25 protein-coding genes, 1 other RNA gene and 2 pseudogenes are annotated in these 24,160 nt (G+C 53.2%); 21 read left to right on the top strand and 7 right to left on the bottom strand.

Annotation, left to right across the window (positions count from 1 at the left end; genetic code table 11):
* Positions 1-110: 110 nt before the first annotated feature.
* A pseudogene (locus ACTQ3R_RS14305) lies at positions 111-206 on the bottom strand (transcriptional regulator); the annotation flags it as partial.
* A gap of 174 nt (positions 207-380) precedes the next feature.
* On the opposite strand from ACTQ3R_RS14305, the gene ACTQ3R_RS14300 reads away from it, so the two are divergent.
* The 13 genes and pseudogenes from ACTQ3R_RS14300 to ACTQ3R_RS14240 all read left to right on the top strand — a co-directional run bounded on the left by ACTQ3R_RS14300 (position 381) and on the right by ACTQ3R_RS14240 (position 8,556).
* Entirely contained in the window at positions 381-692 is a 312-nt protein-coding gene (locus ACTQ3R_RS14300; protein WP_033120020.1) for an ArsR/SmtB family transcription factor, read from the top strand.
* Positions 693-776: 84 nt separating this feature from the next.
* Positions 777-1,790, top strand: coding sequence for a permease (locus tag ACTQ3R_RS14295; protein WP_441779968.1), 1,014 nt, complete (start codon positions 777-779; stop codon positions 1,788-1,790).
* Positions 1,791-1,843: 53 nt separating this feature from the next.
* On the top strand, positions 1,844-2,209 hold the full coding sequence (locus tag ACTQ3R_RS14290) for a cytochrome c biogenesis protein CcdA (RefSeq protein WP_177645534.1): 366 nt from the start codon (positions 1,844-1,846) through the stop codon (positions 2,207-2,209).
* Positions 2,210-2,236: 27 nt separating this feature from the next.
* Positions 2,237-2,611 carry a thioredoxin family protein gene (locus ACTQ3R_RS14285; RefSeq protein WP_069986858.1) on the top strand — a complete coding sequence of 125 codons (375 nt, stop codon included), beginning with the start codon at positions 2,237-2,239 and terminating at the stop codon, positions 2,609-2,611.
* Between the two features lie 60 nt (positions 2,612-2,671).
* Positions 2,672-2,920, top strand: a pseudogene (locus ACTQ3R_RS14280) (arsenic resistance protein); the annotation flags it as partial.
* Positions 2,917-3,126, top strand: a complete 210-nt coding sequence (locus tag ACTQ3R_RS14275; RefSeq protein ID WP_441779967.1) for a hypothetical protein — start codon at positions 2,917-2,919, stop codon at positions 3,124-3,126. The pseudogene ACTQ3R_RS14280 and the gene ACTQ3R_RS14275, both read left to right, overlap by 4 nt.
* A 411-nt stretch (positions 3,127-3,537) precedes the next feature.
* Positions 3,538-3,978: an RNA polymerase sigma factor gene (locus ACTQ3R_RS14270; protein WP_441779966.1), complete on the top strand. Its 441-nt coding sequence runs from the start codon at positions 3,538-3,540 to the stop codon at positions 3,976-3,978.
* The gene (locus tag ACTQ3R_RS14265) at positions 3,959-4,210 is read left to right on the top strand and encodes a helix-turn-helix domain-containing protein (RefSeq protein WP_069986861.1); all 252 of its coding nucleotides are present in this window, start codon (positions 3,959-3,961) and stop codon (positions 4,208-4,210) included. The genes ACTQ3R_RS14270 and ACTQ3R_RS14265 overlap by 20 nt, the downstream gene beginning before the upstream one ends.
* Before the next feature lie 431 nt (positions 4,211-4,641).
* On the top strand, positions 4,642-4,902 hold the full coding sequence (locus ACTQ3R_RS14260; protein ID WP_441779965.1) for an excisionase: 261 nt from the start codon (positions 4,642-4,644) through the stop codon (positions 4,900-4,902).
* A gap of 107 nt (positions 4,903-5,009) precedes the next feature.
* A complete protein-coding gene (locus tag ACTQ3R_RS14255) occupies positions 5,010-6,230 on the top strand; it encodes a tyrosine-type recombinase/integrase (protein ID WP_069986862.1) in 1,221 nt (406 codons plus the stop codon).
* A 53-nt stretch (positions 6,231-6,283) separates the two neighbouring features.
* Positions 6,284-7,372, top strand: coding sequence for a redox-regulated ATPase YchF (gene ychF, locus ACTQ3R_RS14250; RefSeq protein ID WP_441779964.1), 1,089 nt, complete (start codon positions 6,284-6,286; stop codon positions 7,370-7,372).
* A gap of 12 nt (positions 7,373-7,384) precedes the next feature.
* The gene (locus ACTQ3R_RS14245) at positions 7,385-7,993 is read left to right on the top strand and encodes a chromate transporter (RefSeq protein ID WP_441779963.1); all 609 of its coding nucleotides are present in this window, start codon (positions 7,385-7,387) and stop codon (positions 7,991-7,993) included.
* Positions 7,990-8,556, top strand: a complete 567-nt coding sequence (locus tag ACTQ3R_RS14240) for a chromate transporter (protein ID WP_441779962.1) — start codon at positions 7,990-7,992, stop codon at positions 8,554-8,556. Before ACTQ3R_RS14245 ends, ACTQ3R_RS14240 begins: the two co-directional genes overlap by 4 nt.
* A gap of 45 nt (positions 8,557-8,601) precedes the next feature.
* On the opposite strand, the gene lexA is transcribed toward ACTQ3R_RS14240, so the two are convergent.
* Positions 8,602-9,219, bottom strand: a complete 618-nt coding sequence (gene lexA / locus ACTQ3R_RS14235; RefSeq protein WP_441779961.1) for a transcriptional repressor LexA — start codon at positions 9,217-9,219, stop codon at positions 8,602-8,604.
* 238 nt (positions 9,220-9,457) lie between these two features.
* On the opposite strand from lexA, the gene ACTQ3R_RS14230 reads away from it, so the two are divergent.
* Positions 9,458-10,723 carry an amidohydrolase family protein gene (locus ACTQ3R_RS14230; RefSeq protein WP_441779960.1) on the top strand — a complete coding sequence of 422 codons (1,266 nt, stop codon included), beginning with the start codon at positions 9,458-9,460 and terminating at the stop codon, positions 10,721-10,723.
* 243 nt (positions 10,724-10,966) lie between these two features.
* On the opposite strand, the gene ACTQ3R_RS14225 is transcribed toward ACTQ3R_RS14230, so the two are convergent.
* The 5 genes from ACTQ3R_RS14225 to ACTQ3R_RS14205 all read right to left on the bottom strand — a co-directional run bounded on the left by ACTQ3R_RS14225 (position 10,967) and on the right by ACTQ3R_RS14205 (position 14,762).
* Entirely contained in the window at positions 10,967-11,557 is a 591-nt protein-coding gene (locus tag ACTQ3R_RS14225) for a rubrerythrin family protein (protein ID WP_441779959.1), read from the bottom strand.
* 835 nt (positions 11,558-12,392) lie between these two features.
* Positions 12,393-12,760, bottom strand: a transfer-messenger RNA (tmRNA) gene (ssrA, locus tag ACTQ3R_RS14220).
* A gap of 239 nt (positions 12,761-12,999) precedes the next feature.
* Positions 13,000-13,521 (bottom strand): peptidylprolyl isomerase, encoded by a 522-nt coding sequence (locus ACTQ3R_RS14215; RefSeq protein ID WP_441779958.1) that lies wholly within the window; start codon positions 13,519-13,521, stop codon positions 13,000-13,002.
* A 25-nt stretch (positions 13,522-13,546) separates the two neighbouring features.
* A complete protein-coding gene (smpB, locus tag ACTQ3R_RS14210; RefSeq protein WP_441779957.1) occupies positions 13,547-14,008 on the bottom strand; it encodes an SsrA-binding protein SmpB in 462 nt (153 codons plus the stop codon).
* 82 nt (positions 14,009-14,090) lie between these two features.
* A complete protein-coding gene (locus ACTQ3R_RS14205; RefSeq protein ID WP_441779956.1) occupies positions 14,091-14,762 on the bottom strand; it encodes a thiamine diphosphokinase in 672 nt (223 codons plus the stop codon).
* A 168-nt stretch (positions 14,763-14,930) separates the two neighbouring features.
* Here ACTQ3R_RS14205 and ACTQ3R_RS14200 point away from each other — a divergent pair, with 168 nt between their 5' ends.
* The 7 genes from ACTQ3R_RS14200 to ACTQ3R_RS14170 all read left to right on the top strand — a co-directional run bounded on the left by ACTQ3R_RS14200 (position 14,931) and on the right by ACTQ3R_RS14170 (position 24,115).
* Positions 14,931-16,070 carry a cysteine desulfurase family protein gene (locus ACTQ3R_RS14200; protein ID WP_441779955.1) on the top strand — a complete coding sequence of 380 codons (1,140 nt, stop codon included), beginning with the start codon at positions 14,931-14,933 and terminating at the stop codon, positions 16,068-16,070.
* 23 nt (positions 16,071-16,093) lie between these two features.
* The gene (locus ACTQ3R_RS14195; RefSeq protein ID WP_441779954.1) at positions 16,094-17,470 is read left to right on the top strand and encodes an MATE family efflux transporter; all 1,377 of its coding nucleotides are present in this window, start codon (positions 16,094-16,096) and stop codon (positions 17,468-17,470) included.
* Positions 17,471-17,656: 186 nt separating this feature from the next.
* Positions 17,657-18,757, top strand: coding sequence for a heat-inducible transcriptional repressor HrcA (gene hrcA, locus ACTQ3R_RS14190; protein ID WP_441779953.1), 1,101 nt, complete (start codon positions 17,657-17,659; stop codon positions 18,755-18,757).
* Between the two features lie 45 nt (positions 18,758-18,802).
* On the top strand, positions 18,803-19,375 hold the full coding sequence (gene grpE / locus ACTQ3R_RS14185) for a nucleotide exchange factor GrpE (RefSeq protein ID WP_441779952.1): 573 nt from the start codon (positions 18,803-18,805) through the stop codon (positions 19,373-19,375).
* 94 nt (positions 19,376-19,469) lie between these two features.
* A complete protein-coding gene (gene dnaK / locus ACTQ3R_RS14180) occupies positions 19,470-21,332 on the top strand; it encodes a molecular chaperone DnaK (protein WP_441779951.1) in 1,863 nt (620 codons plus the stop codon).
* 191 nt (positions 21,333-21,523) lie between these two features.
* Positions 21,524-22,696: a molecular chaperone DnaJ gene (gene dnaJ, locus ACTQ3R_RS14175; RefSeq protein WP_441779950.1), complete on the top strand. Its 1,173-nt coding sequence runs from the start codon at positions 21,524-21,526 to the stop codon at positions 22,694-22,696.
* A 228-nt stretch (positions 22,697-22,924) separates the two neighbouring features.
* Positions 22,925-24,115 carry a cation:proton antiporter gene (locus ACTQ3R_RS14170; RefSeq protein WP_441779949.1) on the top strand — a complete coding sequence of 397 codons (1,191 nt, stop codon included), beginning with the start codon at positions 22,925-22,927 and terminating at the stop codon, positions 24,113-24,115.
* Positions 24,116-24,160 lie beyond the last annotated feature (45 nt).

Raw genomic sequence — 24,160 nt, 5'->3', positions numbered from 1 at the left:
CTGCCTTTTCCCTTTACAGGGATTTTCTTGTGGCAAGACCAGGGAATTTTTTTGGCAATTTCAAGGATTTTGCGTTGGCATTTTCAGGGATATCTTATTGTCTCATAACATACCGTTTTGCGGCTCTCTCCGTATTCTTTTCTCGCGGCTTTTATGGCTGCCCCGAACGCCTTAAAGTCATATAGTGGTACTGGTCGTTTAGCCATTTTCATTCACCCTCTTACATTTTACTGTTCCCCTTTCTTTTTGAATATGTCTACACAGTTCATAGTGTTAGCTTAAATAATGCCGATTATACAAAAGCGGTTGTAAACTTTCCAAAAACGCATTGACAAACTTCGATATGATGGGTATAATACAAGAGCAAGGAGGTGAATTGCTTGACAGAGAATGAGAAACGCGCAAGGATTTTCAAGTCCTTTTGCGATGCGAATAGATTAACGATTTTAGGGCTACTCAAAGGCGGGGAAAAATGCGCTTGCGAATTGCTTGACGAGTTGCATATAGGGCAGCCGACGCTATCACATCACATGAAAATACTTTGCGACGCAGGAATTGTCCGGGGACGTAAAGAGGGCAAATGGACGCATTATTCCTTTGACCCGCAAGGAGTACAAAAAGCAAAAGAGTTGTTGGACGAAATAACGGAGTTCTCTCCCGGTTGTTCGGATAATTGTTCCTGTAAACAATAAGCCGCTTGTAGGCAGCAAGCGGCTTATACAAAAACTAATATATCGACAAATTGCAATGTGTCGATTTTAAGGAGGTCTATGTTTATGCAAACTGTAAAGTCAATTTGGGATTTCTTCCAAACCGAACTTTTGGGTATGAGTTGGCTCAATCGTTTGATAGGTGATTTATTGAATGCTTGCGGATTAGATACCGCCGGGAAAGTCGGCGGCAGCGTTCAGTTTTTCATCTACGACACAATCAAAATCATGGTGCTGCTCGGCGTGCTGATTTTGATTATATCCTACATACAAAGCTACTTCCCGCCGGAAAGAACAAAAAAGATACTTGGTAGATTTCATGGTGTGGGTGCAAACTGTATCGCCGCGCTGCTCGGAACAGTAACGCCGTTTTGTTCCTGTTCTTCCATTCCGCTATTTATCGGATTTACAAGCGCGGGATTGCCGCTTGGGGTTACGTTCTCATTTCTGATTTCTTCCCCTATGGTAGACCTCGGCTCTCTTGTGCTTCTTATGAGCATTTTCGGTTGGAAAGTCGCTGTCCTTTATGTAGTGCTTGGATTAGTGATTGCCGTTGTGGGCGGCACGTTGATTGAGAAATTACATCTTGAAAACTACGTTGAGGGTTTTATCCGCAATGCAAATACCCTTGATGTTCCGCAGGAAGAACTACACTTCAAAGACCGTATCAAATACGCATGGGAGCAGGTTTTAGCAACAGCAAAAAAGGTTGCCCCCTATGTACTGATTGGCGTAGGTATCGGTGCATTTATCCATGATTGGATACCCGAAGATTTTATTGTCAAAGTGCTTGGTACGGGTAATCCCTTTGGCGTAATCCTTGCGACGATTGCGGGCGTTCCCATGTATGCGGATATTTTCGGCACAATTCCGATTGCAGAAGCCCTACTTGCAAAGGGCGCACAGCTTGGCGTTGTCCTGTCCTTTATGATGGGCGTTACCACGCTTTCGCTCCCGTCCGTAATCATGTTGCGAAAGGCAGTTAAGCCGAAGTTGCTCGGTATCTTCATTGCAATATGTACCGTTGGCATTATCATTGTGGGATATTTCTTTAATGCAATACAATATCTAATTGTGTGAGGGAGGTATAAGAACATGGCAAAGAATTGGTATCCTGTAATTGACATTTTGACTTGTGGGGAGTATTTAACCTCATTCCGTCGGCTAATCTACTGTCGAAAAGCAAAAAAAGGGGATTTGTAGGCGCATTTCTCGCCGGAATATTAGGCGGTATATTTTCCTCGCCCTGTTCCACTCCTGTTTTAATTGCACTACTTGCCATTGTTGCGGGAAACGGAAATCTGCTATGGGGTATTCTGCTTATGCTGCTATACTCAATCGGTCATAGTGCGCTTGTCATGGTTGCGGGGACTTCCGTAGGCTTTGTGCAAAGGATTAGCGGAAACACACGCTACAATAAAGCCGAGACGGTCTTAAAAGTGATAATGGGTACGGCTATTTTACTCATTGGATTTTATATGTTTTGGCTTGCATTTTAACAAAAATAATATTTGGAGGTAAAGAAAATGGCATTATTTGGTTTTGGTAAGAAGAAAGACGAAGAAAAAAACATTCCCGCTTGCGCTTGTCAAAGTGATTGTGCGACTTTTGAAGCGACAGAAGAGGACGCAAACAAGGTAAAAATTGAGGATGGGGCAATGAGCGTCAAAGTTCTTGGCGTGGGTTGCGCTTCCTGCCATGAACAATACGAACAGGCAAAGGCGGCGGTTAAAAGCATGGGACTTGATGTAGAAGTGGAGTATATAACTGATTTGCAAAAGGTCGTGGGGTACGGTGCAATGAGTATGCCCGCCCTCGTCGTTAATGAAAAAGTAGTTGCAATGGGTAAGGTACTTAAAGCTGCTGATGTTGAAAAGCTGCTGCACAAATTGGGGTTCTAAAGGGGGTGGCTCTCATGAGCAAAGAGAAAAGTGCAATAAACGTATTTCAAAAGTATCTAAACTTTCTTGATTTTTGCAATCGCCTATGTCGCTTGCCGGGTCTTAAAGCTACCCTATAAAATCGCGGCTCCCGCAGGAATGATAGGTGCGTCAAACTTCTTTGAGTTAGCCGTAGCGGTTGCAATCGCGCTATTTGGTACGACTTCGCCCGCCGCCCTTGCAACAACGGTAGGAGTATTAACGGAAGTACCCGTTATGCTCTTGCTTGTAAGGATTGCAAACAAAACAAAGGGGAGGTTCCCGGCATGAGTTGTCCGAATGTAAAAGAGTGCGCTTGTCCTAAAAAAACTTGCCCGAATAATGGGCGATGTTGTGCTTGCGTGATTAAGCATAGAGAAACAGACAGCTTGCCTTATTGCCTGTTTCTCGATAATGACGGTGATAAAAGTGTTAAGAACTATTATAAAAAATTGAAAATGCGTTTTGAAAACGAAAGCGAAACTGCCGAACATTAAGGGCAGCAGTACGGCGGTTTTGAAATAACAAACAAGACCGCCGTTTCCTTTTTTGAAAAATTGAGTTACGGAGGGGGTATTAAAGTCGCCCTTTTTTAGGATACGGCGGTATCTATGGAGGTAGCGTCGTGTCCATTTTTATTTACACTAACCCACCGAATAATCTACGGTCAAAAAAAGCTATCACCCGCCGTCGGGGTATTCCGGCTACGAATATGAACTGTCAAATCACCTAAATACTGCATACATTTCCTTTGCGCCCGTCCGCGTCTTGCGGACGGGCGCATTTTGTGTTTTTCAAAACTTTTTTGAAAAACTTTTCTATTCCGTTTGGCAAATCTGCGGTGCGTCCGTGGAAGGCAGCCGAAAGGGGATAAATAACCCGCCCCCGGGACGAAAGGGGGTGAGAACATGGATTACCCTAATCGGTTGGAATGGCAGACAAGATGTGAGTTTAATGCGTACTGCAAACGCACGCTACGCAACGAACTGATTGACGCCTGCCGGGAAAGCAGAAGTCGGCAAAAGCACGAAGTCAACTTTTCAGACCTTGCCCCGCATGAGGAAAAGCAGCTTTATACCGTTGACAGATATTTTGTCAATGAGGACGAGGACGCTTTTTGTGCAGGCGGTTTGAAGATTACGGCGAAGCTGCTTGCCGAAGCAATGCGCTCCCTGCCGGAAGAAAAGCGGCAAGCCGTTTTACTGTACTACTTTTTCAGCATGACCGACACTGAAATCGCGGAGCTTATGAAAGCCCCCCGCAGCACAGTACAGTATAGACGGACAAGCTCTTTTGAACTGCTAAAACGATATTTGGAGGAACGCGCTGATGAATGGAACGAATTGTAATGAAAATGAGCGCGGCTTGTTACCCTACCCGGTCATTTTAGCCGCGACAAAGGGCGACCCCGACGCCATGAAAATTGTAATGCAGCACTACCAAAGCTACATAGCCCATTTGTCTATGAAGAAAATCCGCGACGAAAGCGGCAATACCTATTACGGCGTAGACGAGGACTTGCGGGAACGGCTGCAAGCAAAGCTCATGCGGGCTGTCCTATCCTTTAAGACAGATAAGTAAAAACGCGAAGTGTTCCACCCCTTTCCGCTTTGCGTATTCCTGTCTTTTGTACCTTGACAAAGAAAGCGACGCAAGATAACGGCGGCGCAGCATAGGGCAAATCAGATACGTTCCTTTTGTGCCGAGCCATGCGGCGGGTGCGCCATGACGTTATCCCGGCGGGACTTTCCCGCCCGGGATAACCGAGCGACCAACACCGACGCCGGAAAACAGGCATAGCAGCCTGTCGGCGACGAAGCGCAAAATACATAATGATACTCCCTTATCGCCATAGTCCGAGCGTTCAAAGCGTCGCAGGCAATGGGTAGGGCTGCGCGAGAACCGCGCAGGGGTGCAATTCCCGTGAGGTTGAGAAGCGAATCGATCGTCTGATTAAAGCCCCTTTACTGATGTTTTTAATTGTTTCAACCATTGAAAGGGGAAATGTTCTTATGAATGAAGAAAAAATGAACGCCCCTTGTGCGATAGGCACTAAAGGAGCAGTTACAACTGGCAGCGAACAAAGAGTACCGATACATCTTAAACTGACATTGACCATAAAAGAAGCTGCCGAATATAGCAATATTGGAATTAACAAGATTGACACCATGCTAAAGCAACCTAATTGTCCATTTGCACTATATGTGGGGACAAGAAAATTAGTCAAACGTCGTGAATTTGAAGAATATATCCGGCGTGAGCTGACAATATGAATATCTAATCGACAATTCTTGTTATTGAGATTGAAAAAACAGAGTCTTTATGCTATAATATATGCTTGCATTGGACTCTCTTTTGAGATACGAAAGGAGTCCGATATATGGGAAAAAATCTAAAAGGTAAAGAGTGCGGCAAAGGCATTTACCAAAGAAAGGACGGTTTATTCTCCGCAAGATACTACGCAAAAGACGGCAAACGCAAAGAGAAGTATTTTGAAACATTGCCGGAAGCGAAAAACTGGCTTGCTGACGCAAGATATGAGGAACGGCATAACCTTATCGTCACTTCTCCCGATATGACGGTAGACAAGTGGTTTACTTACTGGATTGAAAATATCGTTTGTGACCTTGCTCCGAATACCATAAGAAATTATAAAGAGCGTTACAAATGGAATATCCAACCCGTAATTGGAGCCATGTGCATAGCTGATGTAAAGCCCATGCACTGTAAAGCTGTTCTGAACCGAATGGAAACTACCTATGCAGGCTCGACCATTCGACAGGCTTATATCACAATGGGAACCATGCTGAAATCAGCAGTTATGAATGATATTATCGCAAAGCACCCGATGAATGGTGTCCGCTACACAAAACCCGTTCGTGCGGTAGATGATATTAAATACTTAACCGTTGAGGAACAGGAGAAGTTCTTGGAAGCAGCGGAACGCTCTCATAATTACAGGCAATACGCCTTGTTACTGGAAACAGGATTGAGAACGGCTGAATTGATTGGTCTGACTTGGGACGCTATTGATTGGAAAAAGCGGACATTGACAGTAAACAAAAGTTTAGAGTATCGACACAGCCAGGGATATTGGCGTGCGGGACCACCTAAGACGCAAAAAAGTTATCGTACCATTCCTCTCACAGATAAGGCATATTCCATTCTCAAAAGCTGCTATGATGAAAAAGACCAACGAAAACAGTCTGAAACATTGTCACAGGTTTTAGAGTATATCGACAGCAGGACAGGCGAAAATAAATGCCTTGTTATGCGAGATTTGGTTTTTGTCAACTGGAGAACAGGAGAACCCGCAAAAAACAGTTCCTATGACACACACTTATACAAATTGTGTGATGAAGCAGGTATTAAACGCTTTTGTATGCACGCCTTGCGACATACTTATGCCACACGCGCCATTGAGCGCGGCGTACAGCCTAAAGTGCTGCAACAGCTTTTAGGACACGCAAGCATTAAAACAACAATGGACAGATATGTTCATGTTACGGACGAATCACTGGTAAACGCCATACGCCAATTTCAACAGGCTACGCCGCCAATTTCAAAAAAAGGGCGTAAAAAGGGCGTACAAGAAATTTAAGGAAAGGCGAAAAGCCTTATAAATCAAGGCTTTTCGGATAGGTATAAACAATTATGAAATTAGGTATCGTGGGTCTGCCCAATGTAGGCAAGAGTACCCTGTTTAACGCCATTACCAACGCCGGGGCCGAGAGTGCCAACTACCCCTTCTGCACCATTGATCCCAATGTGGGCATGGTGGCGGTGCCCGACTACCGCCTTGATAAACTGAGCGAAATGTACCACCCCAAGAAGACCACCCCAGCTGTCATTGAGTTTGTGGACATTGCCGGGCTGGTAAAGGGCGCCTCACGGGGAGAGGGCCTGGGCAACAAGTTTTTGGGCAACATCCGTATGACTGACGCCATTGTCCATGTGGTGCGCTGCTTTGACGATGACAATGTGATCCATGTGGAGGGGTCTACCGATCCCATCCGGGACATTGACACCATTGATCTGGAGCTGGTGATGGCCGACCTGGAGATGGTGGAGCGGCGCATTGACAAGGCCAAGAAGGCGGCCAAGGGGGACAAGAAGTTCCTCCAGGAAGTGGAAGACTTTGAGGGGCTGCGGGAGTGGCTCAACGATGGCAAGTCTGCCCGGTCCTATGAGGGAGCGGACATCGCCGGGGAGTATCCCGACTGTGAGCTGCTGTCCCTGAAGCCTGTCATCTACGCGGCCAACCTGGACGAGGCTGGCTTCTCGGATCCGGAGTCGGTGGCCTACTACCGCCAGGTGGAGGAGCGGGCCGCTGAGCAGGGGGCACAGGTCATCCCTGTGTGCGCGAAGCTGGAGGCAGAAATCGCTGAACTGGACGGGGAAGAGAAGAAGATGTTCCTGGACGATCTGGGGGTGGCGGAATCTGGCCTGGACCGGCTGGTGAAGGCCAGCTATACGCTGCTGGGGCTTATCTCCTACCTGACTTCCGGAGAGGATGAGTGCCGGGCCTGGACCATCAAGAAGGGCACCAAAGCTCCCCAGGCGGCGGGTAAGATCCACTCTGATTTTGAGCGGGGCTTTATCCGGGCCGAGGTGGTCTCTTATGAGGACCTGATGGCCTGCGGTTCTATGAACGGGGCCAGAGAGAAGGGGCTGATTCGCTCTGAGGGTAAGGAATATGTAGTGCAGGATGGAGATATCATCCTGTTCCGGTTCAACGTATAAGAGGGCGTTTTCTTGAATATTTATTTGGACTTGTTTCTGACCTTTGCCAAAATGGGAGCCTGCACTTTCGGCGGTGGCTATGCCATGCTGCCCATCCTCCAGCGGGAAGTGGTGGAGAAGAAGAACTGGGCCACGGACGAGGAACTCACGGATTACTACGCTGTGGGGCAGTGTACCCCTGGTATTATTGCGGTGAACACCGCCACATTTATCGGCTTTAAATATAAGGGAATCTTAGGTGGGATCATCGCCACTCTGGGCGTTGTATTTCCTTCTGTGGTGATCATCACCATCATTGCCGCTTTTCTTTCCCAATTTGACCAATATCCGGTGGTTCAGCACGCTCTGGTGGGCATCAACGCTGCGGTAGTGGCACTCATTGCCTCCAGCGTTGTAAAGCTGGGGAAGACCAACCTGAAGGATTTTGTGTCGGTAGGCATTTTTGTGGGCGTGCTGCTTCTGGCACAGGGAAGCGGCCTGATTTCCATTGACAGCGGTACTCCTCTGGGGATGGTGTTCAGCTTCATCCTTTCTCCCGCCGGACTCATTATCCTGTCCGGCGTAGTGGGCTACACGGCCCGCCGCCTGTACAGCCTGGCGAAGGGAGGGGAGGGCAAATGATCAAACTGCTGCTGCTGTTTTATGAATTTGCGAAGGTGGGGCTGTTCTCCGTAGGAGGAGGACTGGCCACCGTGCCCTTCCTCCAGAGTATGGGGGAAAAGACTGGATGGTTTACCAATGCACAGCTGTCCACCATGATCGCGGTATCGGAATCCACCCCCGGCCCCATGGGCGTGAATATGGCCACCTTTGTGGGCTATTCCATCTCCGGGATTCCAGGGGCTGTGATTGCAACACTGGGTCTCATCACGCCCTCGATTGTGGTCATTATTATCATTGCGGGATTTTTGCAGAAATTCCGCCAGTCCAAAACGGTGGATGCGGTGTTCTACGGCTTGCGCCCGGCCTCCACGGCCCTGATCGCTTCTGCGGGTCTGTCGGTGGCCATGACGGTGTTCTGGACGGTGGGCAGTACGTCCCAGCATGAGATTTCCTTCCACTGGCCGGTTATGTTACTGTCGGTTGTGATTTTTCTGGCTATGCAGCATAAGAAGCTGAAGAAAATACACCCTGTGGCGTTTATTGCCATGGCGGCTGTGGTGGGCGTAGTATTTCAATTTTAAAAAAACCGCCTGTTCCATTGGAACAGGCGGTTTTTATGACATACGTTAATAGCGGCGCACCACGGCCACCACTTTTCCAATGATCTCGGCAGTGGCACCGTCGATGGGCAGATACTCCGGGTTTTCGGGCATGAGCCACACGTGACCATCCCGAAGCTGATAGGTTTTGACGGTGGCCTCGTCTTCAAAGAGGGCTACGACAATTTCACCGTTGTGAGCCTCCTGCTGGCGGTGAACCACCACCAGGTCACCGGGAAGAATGCCGGCGTTTAACATAGACTCGCCCCGCACACGCAGGGCAAAGTGCTCTCCGGACAACCCCTGGGTGTCAAAGGTGAGGTAGTCTTCGATACACTCCTGAGCCAGAATGGGGGAGCCAGCGGCCACATTGCCCACCACAGGGATCTGGTTGGCGTGGGGATCCTGCTCCTCTGCCACCGGGCCCAGTGACACGCCGGGCAGGGAAATAGCTCGGGTCTTGCCCTCGGCTTTGACAATAACACCTGCCTCCTCCAGCCCCTTCATGTGGAAGTGGACGGTGGAGGGGGATTTGAGCCCCATGGCCGAGCCGATTTCCCGGACAGAGGGAGGGTATCCATGCTCTGAGGTGAAGGACAGGATATAATCATAAATTTGCTGCTGTTTTCGGGTTAAATTGGCCATGAGAGCAGCTCCTTTCCAAGCGAGAGGGGATATTGACAGCTTTTGTGGAAAAAGTATATCATACTTTCATCAAAATGTCAAACAAACGTTCCAAGAAAATGCAGAAAAAGGAGAATTCGTGGAAAATATACCTTCCTTTTGCAGGCAAAACGAAAAGATGTGTTCCTGCACAGACGGAAGTGCGTTTGCAGGGGTTGACGAAGGCACAAAATATGCAGCTTCCAGAAAGGAGAACACAATGATTTTAAAGGGGAATTTTCTCCACACACCTACGTTTGGAACGGTGGAGGTCCATCGCGGGGGATGGTTGGTGACCCAGGGAGAACGGGTCGTAGGGCTTTACGATGCCCTGCCGGAGGAATATAGGGACCAGCCGGTAATGGACTGGGGAGACAGCCTCATTATTCCGGCCTTCCATGATCTTCATATTCATGCCCCCCAAATTGTGAACCGGGGAATTGGATATGATGAACAGCTGCTGCCGTGGCTGGAACAGTATACGTTTCCAACGGAGGCCAGGTTTTCAGACCTGGGTTTTGCCACACGGGTTTGGAAGGCATTTTTAAACCGGCTTTGGGAGAGCGGCACCATGGGGTTTGCAGCCTTCGCCACCGTTCATAAGCAGGCGGCCTGGCGGCTGATGGAGCTGACAGAGGCCTCAGGTTTGCGGGGGCTCGTGGGGAAGGTGAATATGGACCGAAATGCTCCGGATTGCCTGCGGGAGGATACGCAGGCTTCGCTGGCGGATACAGAGGAGCTGATTTGCCGCAGCCGGGAGGAGCTGAAGCGTACAAAGTATATTTTAACACCTCGGTTTGTGCCCTCCACTACAGAGCAGATGATGGATGGTCTGGGGCAGTTGGCACAGCGGTATCAGCTGCCTGTGCAGTCCCATCTCTCGGAAAACCGGGGGGAGGTGGAATGGGTGGCCAAGCTCCATCCGGACATTCCCACTTACACCCAGGTATATGAACACTTTGGACTGCTGCCCCAAGGCCGGACCATTATGGCCCACGCCATCCATTTGACCCAACAGGAAAAAGAGCTGCTGAGAGAAAAAGAGGTAATCTTGGCCCACTGCCCCTTGTCCAATTTGAACTTGTCCAGCGGTATTATGCCCTTGCGAGATGATCTGGAACGGGGGCTTCGCTGCTGTGTGGCTAGTGATGTGGCGGGTGGAAACACTGCGCAGATGGCCCGGACCGTGACGGCAACGGTGCAGCTTTCTAAGGTGCGCTGGATGCAGCGGCCGAAGGAAACTCCCCTGTCCCTGGGGGAAGCGTTCTATCTGGCCACGCGGGGAAGCGGGGAATTTTTGGGGGATGTGGGAGCATTTTTGCCTGGCTTCCAGTTTGATGCCCTGGTGATTCGTCCCACAGCCCTGGATGCGCTGATGGAACGCAGTCCTTATGAGCGGCTGGAGCAGTTCCTCTATGACGGCGGAGAGATTGTACAGCGCTACTGCGGAGGGAAGGCTGTGGAGAAGCCGTTTCCAGAGATTTAAATTTGATTAAGGGTGGAAAAGCCCAAAAAGGAAAGCACGCGAAAAGCGTGCTTTCCTTTTTGAAGTCGATGCGCCCTTTTTAGGCCAACACTTAGGTTTGCGTTTAAAATCAAATCTCAACCCAGAACAGGCGGTTGTGATTTAACAAGAGGTCGCAACAAATTGCGTGACAAAAAACCTTGGCGAAAATCTGCCGGGAGCAATAGGGAGCCTGTGGTGGTGTGCACTCTGCACTATTTTTCCTTAGTTATCCACACGTTTCTGAATGGTGGTGGGCTCGAAGGAGCCGATCGCCTGACAGACGTGGCACACATCAGGACGGCTCTCATAGGTGGCTCCGCAAAACATGCAGCGGTATCCCTGCACCGTTACCATCTGAGGTGCGGCAGGAGCAGCAGCCTCGGGTGTGGAGGCAGCCGATACAGCTGCTTTTTCTCCGCCGGCGCTGTTCAACTTGGCCAGAGCGGCTAAGAAACGGAATTCATGGTCCTTTTCGATCTTGGAGATCTGCTCAAAGAGCAGGCCAATATCTTCAAATCCCTCTTCCCGTGCGATCTGCGCAAAGGAGGGATACATACTGCTCCACTCGCCATACTCACCCTGAATAGCCTCCTGGAGATTGGCGGAACTGCTCCCGACTCCCTTTAAATGATGATAGAGCAGGCGGCCGTGAACGCCCTCATTCTGGGCCATCTGTTCAAAAAGTTCGGCCACCTCGGGATGCTGTTCTTGTCTGGCCTTCTCGGCAAAGAAAAGATATTTATTGCGTGCCATTGATTCTCCGCTGAATGCGGCCTGTAGATTCTGCTCGGTACGAGATCCCTTAAAATCCATGATGCGATACCTCCGTTAAAATCAGTAATGATTCTTTTTATTAACTATAATATACTTCTTCCTTTCCCGTTTGTCAAGATGAGATTGAACGATTTTATACGGATTCTTTCATCCAGGCACGAAACCTTTTTCCTTGAATGCGATAAAGAAGACAGACTGCCTTTTGGCAGCCTGTCTTTTTTCTTAAAAGGTTGAAACAGTATAGATGGCGCAGATGCCAGGTTTACACCCAAAACCAAACCGGAGCCCAACGTAGTGGGTCCGGTTTGGAGAGGCGCCGCGACAAAATGAGTGAGAGGTGACTTTTGTAAAAAAGTCGCCGCGAACGATATGACGTCCGCGACGACGTGTGTTTTGTTGCCGAAAAGATGCTTCACCTTCCGGCGATGCCCCAAAACCGAACCGGAGCCCAGCGACAGTGGGTCCGGTTTGGAGAGGAGCCGCGACAAAATGAGTGAGAGGTGACTTTTGTAAAAAAGTCGCCGCGAACGATATGACGTCCGCGACGACGTGTGTTTTGTTGCCCAAAAGATGCTTCAGCTTCCGGCGCTGTCCCAAAACCAAACCGGAGCCCAACGCAGTGGGTCCGGTTTGGAGAGGAGCCGCGACAAAATGAGTGAGAGGTGACTTTTGTAAAAAAGTCGCCGCGAACGATATGACGTCCGCGACAATGTATGTTTTGTTGCCGAAAAGATGCTTCACCTTCCGGCGGTGCCCCAAAACCGAACCGGAGCCCAACGCAGTGGGTCCGGTTTGGAGAGGAGCCGCGACAAAATGAGTGAGAGGTGACTTTTGTAAAAAAGTCGCCGCGAACGATATGACGTCCGCGGCGACGTGGTGGAGGCGGGGAGAGTTGAACTCCCGTCCGAAAACGTATTCATGGGAACTTCTCCGGGCGCAGACGGTTATTGCGGAAGTCTTGCTCTTCCCGTTCCCCTCACCCCAGGCAAGCCGTCACGCCTGGGGGTCAGGTAAGCTTCATGATGCATGGCCGGCTCAAAGCTTTGCCGGCGCACGTCCGCCACTAATCGACGCCTGATCCGGGCTCGTGGCCCTTCCCGGTCAGACGGCCGCCTTTAATTAGGCAGCGTAAGCGTATTCGTTGTTGTTCTTTAATTTATAAAGAATGCCCGTTTTAAGGTGGCCAGGCGCCACCGCCCGCTATTCCCACTGCAGCGTCCCCGTCGAAACCGGTACGCCCCCTCGTCGAGGCAAAGTCCGCTCTGTTCGCAACATCCGCCAAAGGCGGATATTCCTAACGCCGCTCCCTTGCCTCTCCTCTCCAAATCGAACCCGCTGCGCTGGGCTTCGATTTGGTTTGGGTGCGAGAGGAACATTGCAGCGTATTTCAACGGACTTTTTATAACCGTCAGGCTACTATGTGAGAAAATGAAGTGGGAACTTCTCCTCCCCGTCGGAGAGGAGAAGTTTCCATCATGTGATTAGACCTTCTCGGGTTCGGGGTAGTCCACACCGAAGGTGTCCACGGTGACCTTCTTCATCTTCTGCTCCTCACGGGGACGGTCGTTCCAATCCGTTTTGGCAGAGACGATGGCATCAGCCACCTCCATGCCCTCGATCACCTTGCCGAAGGCGGCATACTGGCCGTCCAGGTGGGGGGCCTTTTCCACCATGATGAAGAACTGGCTGCCAGCGGAGTTAGGGTTCATGGCACGGGCCATGGACAGCACACCCCGGTCGTGAAGCAGGTCGTTCTTGACGCCGTTCTGAGCAAACTCACCCTTGATGGAGTAGCCGGGGCCGCCCATACCGGTGCCCTGGGGGCAGCCGCCCTGGATCATAAAGCCAGGGATGCAGCGGTGGAAGATCAGGCCGTCGTAAAAGCCCTTCTGGATGAGGCTGATAAAGTTATTCACACTGTTGGGCGCCACATCGGGGTAAAGCTCCGCCTTGATGATGCCGCCGTTTTCCATTTCAATGGTGACGATGGGATTCTGAGCCATGGGTATCATCCTTTCCTATGTTTCATTACCGGTTCCGGGTCTTCATAGCCCGGTCGATCTCCCGCTTTGCATCCCGCTTGGCAGAGGACTCCCGCTTGTCGTAGAGTTTTTTGCCTTTGGCAAGACCCAGCTCTATTTTGACACGGGGACCTTTGAAATATATGGTCAAGGGGATCAGGGAATAGCCGTCTTGTTTAATGCGGCCAAACAAGCGCATGATCTCCCGCTTGTGCATGAGAAGCCGGCGGGGACGGCGGGGATCTTTATTGAATATATTGCCCTTTTCATAGGGACTGATATGCATCCCCAGCACAGAGAGCTGGCCATCCTTAATAATACAAAAGGAATCCTTTAAATTCACATTGCCCAGGCGGATGGACTTGACCTCAGTGCCCGCCAGCTCAATGCCGGCCTCGTATTTTTCTTCAATAAAATAGTCGTGGTAGGCTTTGCTGTTTTTGGCGATAACTTTGACCGCCTCACCCATGGCGGACACCTCCTCTCCGGGACTTTAGGGGTCAACTATACCATAGGATACCCAAAAAGGCAAGGGGTAAGACCGCGAGGACTTATTTGACCCACAGCTTTGGCATAAGAGAATAGAAGTCTCCCTTATCCTCCCAGATGAGCAGGAGGCTTCCCTCCCGTACAGACACCTGGGCGGGCGCGTCTAAAAATTGATTGCTGACGCCCAGGGGGAAGGAACCGGTGAGCGTGTAGTCCTGCAGCGGGTATTTCAGGTTGGCCAGGGTGACGCCCTGAGCACAGCCGCTGTTGCAAAATACAGACAGATATCCGGACATGGTGGAGGGGAAGGTGAGGCAAGCGCCGTCCCGCACGCAGGTGACGATGGTCTTTTCCCCTGCCAGGAATCCCTGGGCTCCGTGCAGCGTCAGCCAATCCAACAGCTGGAGATTGCCCAGAGTGTGTTCCAGCCGTCCGCCTACGCCGCCCAGGAGAATAAAGCGGCGGTAACCCATTTCCAGCCCCTTGCGCAGGGCGTAGACCATGTCGGTGTCGTCCTTTTCGGCGGGGAGCTGGATGACATTGGGGTGGTTGGGCCGGTGGCCCAGGGAATCGAAATCCCCCACCGCCAGGTCGGGCATGACCCCGTAGGCCAGCAGAGAGTCAAACCCCCGGTCAGCGGCAATCACATAGTCCCCCGGAGCGGGATAGGGCCGGAGATTGGGCGTCAGAGACATGGCACCTACGATATAGCAAATCCCGGATAAATTGTCCATAGAGCAGCACTTCCTTGGATAGGGTAGTTTCATTATATACAGCCCTCATTTTATTTGCAAGGGGGCAGGGGCAGAATGTGTCTATTTGTGTCGCTTATCCTTGACTTTCCAGGCGCGGCAGAATAGAATAGGTCTACTACGCACAGATGAGTGTTTGGAGGGATGAGTGTGTTTCATTACTTCGACAATGCGGCCACTACACAGGTTCGGCCCGAGGCCGCTCAGGCCGCTCTGGAAGCCATGACACAGCAGTGGGGCAATCCGTCCTCCGTGTATCAGTTCGGAGGCAGGGCGGCGGCCTTGGTGAAGGATTGCCGGCGGGATGTGGCCCAGGCGTTGGGCTGCCAGCCGGAGGAGGTCTACTTTACCTCCTGTGGAACGGAGAGCGACAACTGGGCCATTCGTTCCGGGGTCGAGCTGAACCGGAGAAAAGGAAGGCACATCATTACTACGGCCATCGAGCATGCCGCTGTGCTGGAGCCGTGCCGGGAGCTGGAACGCCAGGGGTGGGAGGTCACCTATTTGACCCCGGACAAACAGGGGCAGATCGATCCCGCCCAAGTGGAGGCAGCATTGCGGGAGGACACGGTGCTGGTATCCATGATGCTGGTCAACAATGAGCTGGGGACCATTCTGCCTGTGAAGGAGACGGCTCGAGCCATTCAAAAATCCGGCTGTCCCGCGCTGCTTCACTGCGATGGGGTGCAGGGGTTTTTAAAGGTACCGTTTACGCCAAAGGAACTTGGAGTGGATCTGCTGTCCATCAGCGGGCATAAAATCCATGCGCCCAAGGGGATTGGCGCGCTGTACATCAAAAAGGGACTCAAGCTTCCACCCCTGATCCGAGGCGGCGGACAGGAGTCCGGGCTGCGTTCGGGTACGGAGGCTACGGGACAGATTGCCGCCCTGGCTGCCGCTGCCCGTCTGGGCAGAGCGACCATGGAGGCGGATTTGAAGCACATGGCCCGCCTGCGGGAGGAGACGGCTGCCCGCTTGACGCAGCAGGTGCCGGGACTTAAGGTGCTGGTGGAGCATGGCGCGCCCCACATCCTGCCGGTGACCATGCCGGGGTATAAGAGCGAGGTGGTGGTGCGCTACCTCAGCGACCGGGGCGTGTTCCTCTCCTCCGGCTCGGCCTGTCACAAGGGAAAGCCCAGTCATGTGTTTGCGGCGCTGAAGCTGCCAAAGCCCGAGCTGGACGGAGCCCTGCGCATCAGCTTTTCCGCAGATACCAGCCAGGAGGACGTAGATGCCCTGGTTCAGGCGCTGGCTGCGGCAAAACAAGAGCTGTTTCCCACGATGTCTTAAATTTTACGAAAAGGAGAATGTTTGTGCTCGCTTATATGAAGCAAAAGCCTGGCTTCTACCGCCAGGTGGCGGCGTTGGCTGCGCCCATTGTGCTGCAAAACTTGATCACCAGCACGCTGAGTATGGCGGATACGTTTATGGTTGGAATGTTGGGGGAAGCCCCCATGGCAGCGGTGACGCTGGCCAATATCCCCCTGTTTGTAGTGCAGCTGTTTATCTTCGGAGTCCAGAGCGGCTCGTCCGTCCTTATTAGCCAATATTGGGGCAAACAGGACATGGAGGCCATCAACCGGGTGATGGGCGTGGCCATTTGGGTAGTGCTGCTGGTCTCCTCGGTATTTGCGGGGATTTTGCTGGTTTGCCCGGTACAATTCCTCAGCCTCTTCGGCAATCAGCCCGAAGTGGTGGAGATGGCGGCCCAGTACGGCAGCATTGCCGGTATATCTTATGTGCTCAATGCCTTTACTATGATGTATGTGGCCGCCTACCGGAGTATGGAGCGGCCCCAGCTGGGCATGTACATCCTGGCCGCTTCCATGACCGTCAATACCTTTTTAAACTGGGTATTTATTTTCGGCAATCTGGGGGCCCCCGCCATGGGGGTGCGGGGCGCGGCCCTGGCAACCCTCATTGCCCGTGGGCTGGAAGTGACCATTGTGGTGACACACATGGCCCGCAATACCTTTTTCCGGATTCGGGGCGGGCTTTTGCTGAGACCGGGACTGCCCATGCTCCAGCGGTTCCTGCGCTATGGCGGCCTGGTGGTGTGCAATGAGACTATGTGGGGTCTGGGAACCTCCATTTTCCCCACCATCATGGGCCACATGGAGGGCAGCACCGAGATTTTGGCGGCCTACACCCTGGCGGGCAATGTGGAAAAAATTTGTACCGTGTTCTCCTTCGGCCTGGCGGCCACCGCTGCCATTATCATCGGCCGGGAGATCGGAGCGGGCAGAACGGCCCACATTAAAAATGTAGGCCTGGCCATGAATACCCTGGCAGTGGTGTGCGGCGTACTGCTGTCGGTGTTCCTGGTATTCTTTGCACGGGAAGTGGCACCCCTGTGGGTGTTCCCCCTGTTCAAGCTGTCCCCAGGAGCCAGCTCGGTGGCGGCGATGATGATTACCGTTATGGGATTGTTGATGCCCCTGCGCAATTTCAACAGTGTCAATATCATCGGTGTACTCCGGGGTGGAGGCGATGTGAGAGCGGCTACCTTGATTGATGTATCCCCCATTTGGGTGTGTGCCATTCCCTATGCCATTTTCTGCGGTGTGGTGCTGCGTACCTCGGTGTTCTGGGTTTACCTGGCCTTTGGTGTGGAGCAGGTGGTCAAATTTGTGCTGGGCGTGTGGCGCCTGCGCTCCGGCAAGTGGGTGCGTGACCTGACAAAAGGATAATGGCAAACCAGTTTGGTGCTGTTTTGAAATCACCGTCCGGTATCTCCGGACGGTGATTTTTTAGCACCGTTCCTGCGCCTGTGCAAAAGAAATATACCTGCTATTTGTTTAAAATAAATTCATAAAGTGGCTATTGACAATTCTCAGGGGGAGTGGTACATTATCTTTAGCACTCGGGGAATATGAGTGCTAAAGAAACGAAACGGAAAGGCGGCGGTACGATTGGAATTGACAGAACGGAAAAAGCGTATTCTGCGCGCCATTGTTGAAACCTATATCGCCACTGCCGAGCCCGTTGGCTCGAAGGCGGTGGCGGAGCTGGCGGGACTGGATGTCTCCACTGCCACCATCCGCAATGAGATGGCCGACCTGACGGAGCTGGGCCTGCTGGAGCAGCCCCACACCTCTGCAGGACGGATTCCCTCCGCGGCGGGCTACCGGCTGTATGTCAACGAGCTGATGGACCGCCAACAGCTGACCATTCAGGAGACCCAGCGCATTAACGAGGCGCTGAACCTGAAAATGGAGGAGCTGGACCGGGTCATCGACCGGGCGGGCAAGGTGCTCTCCCAGCTGAGCGATTACCCCGTTTTTACGGTGGCGGCGGCCAAGCAGCGGGTTACAGTCAAGCGTTTTGATCTGCTGATGGTAGAGGAGAACGCCTTTATCGCCGTGGTCATGACGGACAACAGTGTGGTGAAGAACAAGCTCATTCATCTTCCCGACCAGCTGTCCGATACCCAGCTTCAGCTTTTGTCCGCGGTGCTCAATACCTCCTTTGTGGGGCTGTCCCGTGAGGAGATGGAAGAGGCCCTGGACAAGATGGAGACCCACACCGCGCCGGGTGCGTTTGAGCTCATTTCCCTGGTCGTAGAATTTGCCATTGAGGTGCTGGATGACCAGGGGCGGCAGAAGTTCCGCACCGCAGGTATCACCCACCTGTTGGAGCACCCGGAATACCGCAGTCTGGATAAGGCAAAACCCCTGATGAATTATCTCAGCGAGGAAAATGAAACCTCCCGCCTTCCCATGAACCTGAACAACGGGAAGAGCATGAATATCCTCATCGGTCCGGAAAATGTCAACGATGCCCTGAAAGATACCAGCGTGGTCATGGCCAGCTACGATATCGGAGATAATATGAAGGGGATCATCGGTGTGGTAGGCCCCACCCGGATGGATTATGCCAAGGTGACCGCCCGGCTGTCCTATTTTGCCGATAGCCTGACCCGGATGTTTGGCAAAGAGCTGCCCTCTGGGGAACAGGAAGACAAGGAAGAATCCTGAGTGAGCATGAGGAAAAAATATTGAACAGCGAAGGAGCACAGCATCGTGAGTAAAAAGGAAAAAAAGAACGAGATCCCCTCTCAGGAACAGCCCGAGACCGAAGCTGTTCAGACTGAGACCGCTGAGGCCGAAGCCGCTCAGGCAGAGACCACCGAGCAGCCCCAGCAGGAAGCGCAGGCTGCCCAGGAGGACCCCATTCAGAAACAGCTGGCTGCCCAGGAGGACCGCTTCCTCCGCCTGGCTGCTGAATATGATAACTACCGCAAGCGCACCGCCAAGGAGAAAGAGGCCCTGTGGAACGAGGCAAAGGCGGATACCGCCATTGCGTTCCTGCCGGTCTATGACAATCTGGAGCGGGCACTCAAGCAGCCCACCGCCGATGAGGCCTATAAGAAGGGCGTGGAGATGACCATGAATCAGCTGAAGGAGATTTTCTCCAAGCTGGGCATTACCGAGATTCCCGCGCTGGGTGAGAATTTTGACCCCAATCTCCACAACGCAGTTATGCATGTGGAGGACGAGACCCTGGGCGAGAATGTGGTGGCCGAGGTATTTCAGGCCGGCTTCCAGCTGGGAGAAAAGGTCATCCGGTTCGCCATGGTAAAGGTAGCAAACTGATCCGAAGCGCGGAGGCGTGCATTTTACAGCCGCTGCAGCGTGACCATATAAATTCGTTAACAACAATCTTTCATATATTTAGGAGGAAAACATTATGTCTAAGATCATTGGTATCGACTTAGGTACAACCAATAGCTGTGTAGCCGTTATGGAGGGCGGCGACGCCGTCGTCATCGCCAACGCCGAGGGCAACCGTACTACCCCTTCTGTGGTGGCCTTCTCCAAGGACGGCGAGCGTATGGTGGGCCAGGTGGCCAAGCGCCAGGCCATCACCAACCCCGACCGGACCATCAGCTCCATCAAGCGTGAGATGGGCACCGATTACAAGGTGGAGATCGACGGCAAGAAGTACACTCCCCAGGAGATCAGCGCCATGATCCTTCAGAAGCTGAAGGCGGACGCCGAGGCCTATCTGGGCCAGACCGTCTCCGAGGCCGTCATCACCGTTCCCGCTTACTTCACCGATGCCCAGCGCCAGGCCACCAAGGACGCCGGTAAGATCGCCGGTCTGGACGTGAAGCGTATCATCAACGAGCCCACCGCCGCCGCTCTGGCTTACGGTGTGGATAAGGAAGACGCCCAGAAGATCATGGTGTATGACCTGGGCGGCGGCACCTTCGATGTGTCCATCCTGGACATCGACGAGGGCGTCATCGAGGTTCTGGCTACCGCCGGCAACAACCGTCTGGGCGGCGACGACTTTGATAAGTGCGTCATGGACTGGATGGTTGCTGAGTTCAAGAAGGCCGAGGGTGTGGACCTCAGCGGCGACAAGGTGGCTATGCAGCGTCTGAAGGAGGCCGCCGAGAAGGCCAAGATCGAGCTGTCCGGCGTCACTTCCACCGCCATCAACCTGCCCTATATCACGGCCGACGCCACCGGCCCCAAGCACCTGGACCTGACCCTCACCCGTGCGAAGTTCGATCAGCTCACTGCCCACCTGGTGGAGGCCACCAGCGGCCCCGTGAAGCAGGCTCTGTCTGACGCCGGTCTCACCGGCAGCCAGCTGTCCAAGGTCCTGATGGTGGGCGGCTCCAGCCGTATCCCCGCCGTGCAGGAGATGGTGAAGAAGCTTACCGGCAAGGAAGGCTTCAAGGGCATCAACCCCGACGAGTGCGTGGCGCTGGGTGCTGCCCTCCAGGGCGGCGTGTTCACCGGCGACGTGAAGGACCTGCTGCTGCTGGACGTCACCCCCCTGTCCCTGGGCATTGAGACCATGGGCGGCGTGATGACCAAGCTGGTGGAGCGCAACACCACCATCCCCAAGCGGGCCAGCCAGATCTTCACCACCGCGGCCGACAATCAGACCTCTGTTGAGGTCCACGTGCTCCAGGGCGAGCGTGAGATGGCCCAGTACAACAAGACCCTGGGCCGCTTCCACCTGGACGGCATTGCTCCCGCCCGCCGCGGCGTGCCTCAGATCGAGGTCACCTTCGACATCGACGCCAACGGCATTGTGAACGTGTCCGCCAAGGACCTGGGCACCGGCAAGGAGCAGCACATCACCATCACCTCCTCCACCAACATGTCCAAGGAGGACATCGACAAGGCCGTCAAGGAGGCCGAGCAGTTTGCTGCCGAGGACGCCAAGCGCAAGGAAGAGGTTGACATTCGCAACAACGGTGACCAGATGGTCTACCAGACCGAGAAGACCCTGGAGGATATGGGCGACAAGATCCCCGCTGAGGACAAGAGCAAAGTGGAGAGTGCCCTGAACCACCTGAAGGAGACCCTGAAGGGCAACGACAGCCAGGCGATCAAGGACGCTACCGAGGCTTTGACCAAGGAGTTCTACGCCGTCAGCGAGAAGCTCTATGGCCAGGCCGGCCAGGCTGCCGGCGGCGCGGGCCCCGATATGGGCGGCGCCAACTTCGGCGGCGGCCAGCAGGGCGGCGGAAACGCCGGTCCTGATGTGGTGGACGCTGACTATGAAGTCGTGGACGACGATAAAAAGTAAGATAACAAAATAAGCATAGGCGGGGCTCTGCCCCGCCTGTGTGGCGTCTATTTTAAATCGAAGAAAGTTAAATTTAGGGATGGGAAGCCACCTCCCTCCTGGCGGTGCCGGGAAGCGGGATTGCTTCTGCAAGGACAGATGAGAGCATGGTTCGAAGGCCCCATTCCTAATTTGTAAAGTTGGTGAACCATATGCCAGAACAGAAACGAGATTACTACGAGGTCCTGGGCGTCTCCAAAGGGGCTTCGGAGGAAGAAATTAAAAAAGCTTACCGCAAGCTTGCTAAGCAGTACCACCCGGATCTGCATCCAGGAGACAAAGAGGCGGAGGAACGCTTTAAGGAGATCAACGAGGCCTATGGCATTCTCTCGGACCCGGAGAAGAAATCCCGCTATGACCAGTTTGGCCACGCCGGTGTAGACCCCAACTTTGGTGCCGGGGGCGGCGGCTTCAGCGGAGATTTTGGGGATCTGGGTGACATCCTTGGAGATATTCTGGGCGGCGGCTTTGGCGGCTTTGGCGGCTTCGGCGGGTTTGGCGGCGGCTTTGGCGGCTCTGCCCGGCGCAACGGCCCCCAGAAGGGGGAGAGCCTGCGGGCCAACATTACCATTACCTTTGAGGAGGCGGCCTTCGGCTGCACCAAGGAGATCGACCTGAACCGTACGGAGACCTGTGAGGCCTGCCATGGTTCCGGCTGTGAGGCGGGCACCACCGCGGAGACCTGTCCCGATTGCCGGGGCACCGGCGCGGTGCGGGTACAGCGTGGCGGCGGCGGCTTTGCGTTCTCCACTACTACCACCTGCCCCAAGTGCCGGGGTACGGGCAAGATCATCCATAGTCCCTGTAAGGCCTGCGGCGGCGCGGGCAGTGTGCGCAAGAAAAAGCGTGTTTCTGTGACCATCCCCGCCGGTATTGATGATGGTCAGGCGGTCTCCCTGCGGGGCCAGGGCAACGCCGGTGTGAACGGCGGCCCCTCCGGAGATCTGCTGGTGGGCATCCGGATTAAACCCCACAGCCTGTTCCAGCGGGACGGTACCACGGTGCTCTATGAGCACCCGGTGTCCTTCTATCAGGCGGCTATGGGAGCCGAGCTGGAGATCCCCACCATCGACGGCAAGGTCAAGTGGACCCTGCCCGCCGGAACCCAGCCTGGGACTACCTTCCGCCTGCGTGGGAAGGGAATTCCGGAGCTGCGGGGAAGAGGCCGGGGCGACCAGTATGTGACCGTGCGGGTCCAGGTGCCTACCTCCCTGAATGCCGAGCAGAAAGAGGCTCTCAACGCCTTTGGAGCGGCCATGGGAGAAAAGGTGCCGGAAGAGGGCGGCATCAAAAGCTTTTTTGAAAAGAAGAAAAAGAAGAAATAACACGGTGATAACCAGACAGTAGAAATCCCCCAATAACTACGGCAAGAGCAGCCGCCTTTTGGCGGCTGCTCTTTGTTTGAGCAAATCTTCACTGGGTCTTTTCTAAAAACGAAAAAATCTAAACGAAATGTTAACGAAAAGAAGCTTGATTTTTTTCCGCTGCAGTTCTATTCTGTAACGGTTCCGAGAAGCGGGTGTTTCGCCGCTGATCGGATAGGAGGTGCTCTTATGGAAACGTATGTAATTTTTCGTGACATTGCCATCATTCTGGTGGCGGCAAAGTTTTGCGGGCTGGCAGCCAGGCAGCTGCATATGCCCAGCGTGGTAGGCAATATCATTGCCGGATTGCTGATCGGACCCTGTGTGCTGAATTTTGTGCAGCCCTCTGACTTCCTGAGCCAGATGGCGGAAATCGGCGTGGTACTGCTGATGTTTACAGCGGGTCTGGAGTCTGACACCAAAGAGATCATCCGCAGCGGCCCGAAGGCCCTGGCGGTGGCTGCTTCCGGTGTGATCGTTCCCCTGGTGGCAGGAACAGCGCTCTTTCTGCTGTTCTATGGCCAGGCCGATACCCAGCGAAACCTCTTTTATGAGGCACTGTTTATTGGCTGTATTCTGACGGCAACCTCTGTGTCCATTACGGTGGAGGCCCTGCGGGAACTGGGACATTTAAAGGGAAAGGTCGGCACGACCATCATGTCCGCCGCCATCATTGACGATGTGCTGGGCATCATTGTGCTGACCCTCATCAGCGGCCTGAAGGACCCCAACACCTCCATTTTGATGGTAGGGGTCAATACGCTTGCATTTTTTGTGTTCTCGGCCGTGGTTGGATATATCATCTTCCGCTGCTTTAAGTGGATGGACGCCAAATATCCCCATACCCGCCGGGTGCCCATTCTGGCCCTGGCCTTCTGTATGGCCATGTCCTATGTGGCGGAGGCCTACTTTGGAATTGCCGATATTACCGGTGCCTATCTGGCCGGTCTGGTGCTCTCCAATCTTCACGATGCCCCTTACATCGAGCGGAAGATGGACATCAACGCCTATATTATCTTTGGCCCGCTGTTCTTTGCTTCCATCGGCCTGAGTACGGATGTGGGAGATATGGACAGCAAGCTCATGCTCTTCACCCTGGTCTTTGTGGTGGTGGCGCTGCTGGCGAAAATCGTGGGCTGCGGCGGTATGGCCCGCCTGTGCGGATTTAACGGGAGCGAATCTCTGAAAATCGGCGTTGGCATGATGAACCGGGGTGAGGTGGCCCTGATCGTGGCCCAGAAGGGTTTGGCCCTGGGGCTTTTGAACTCTATGTTCTTTACCAGTGTCATTATGCTGATCCTGATTTCCGCCATCGTGACCCCCATTCTCCTGAAGGTGCTCTACCAGCGGGATGAGCGGCTGGGAATTACAGAGGAATAAAAAAACAAGCGCCCGAACCAGTTTGGTTCGGGCGCTTGTTCATGG

This window comes from Lawsonibacter sp. LCP25S3_E2, from assembly GCF_052117285.1.
Taxonomy (GTDB): domain Bacteria; phylum Bacillota; class Clostridia; order Oscillospirales; family Oscillospiraceae; genus Lawsonibacter.
Note: the sequence above shows the minus strand (reverse complement) of the source record. Positions and strands in the feature narration are given on the sequence as shown.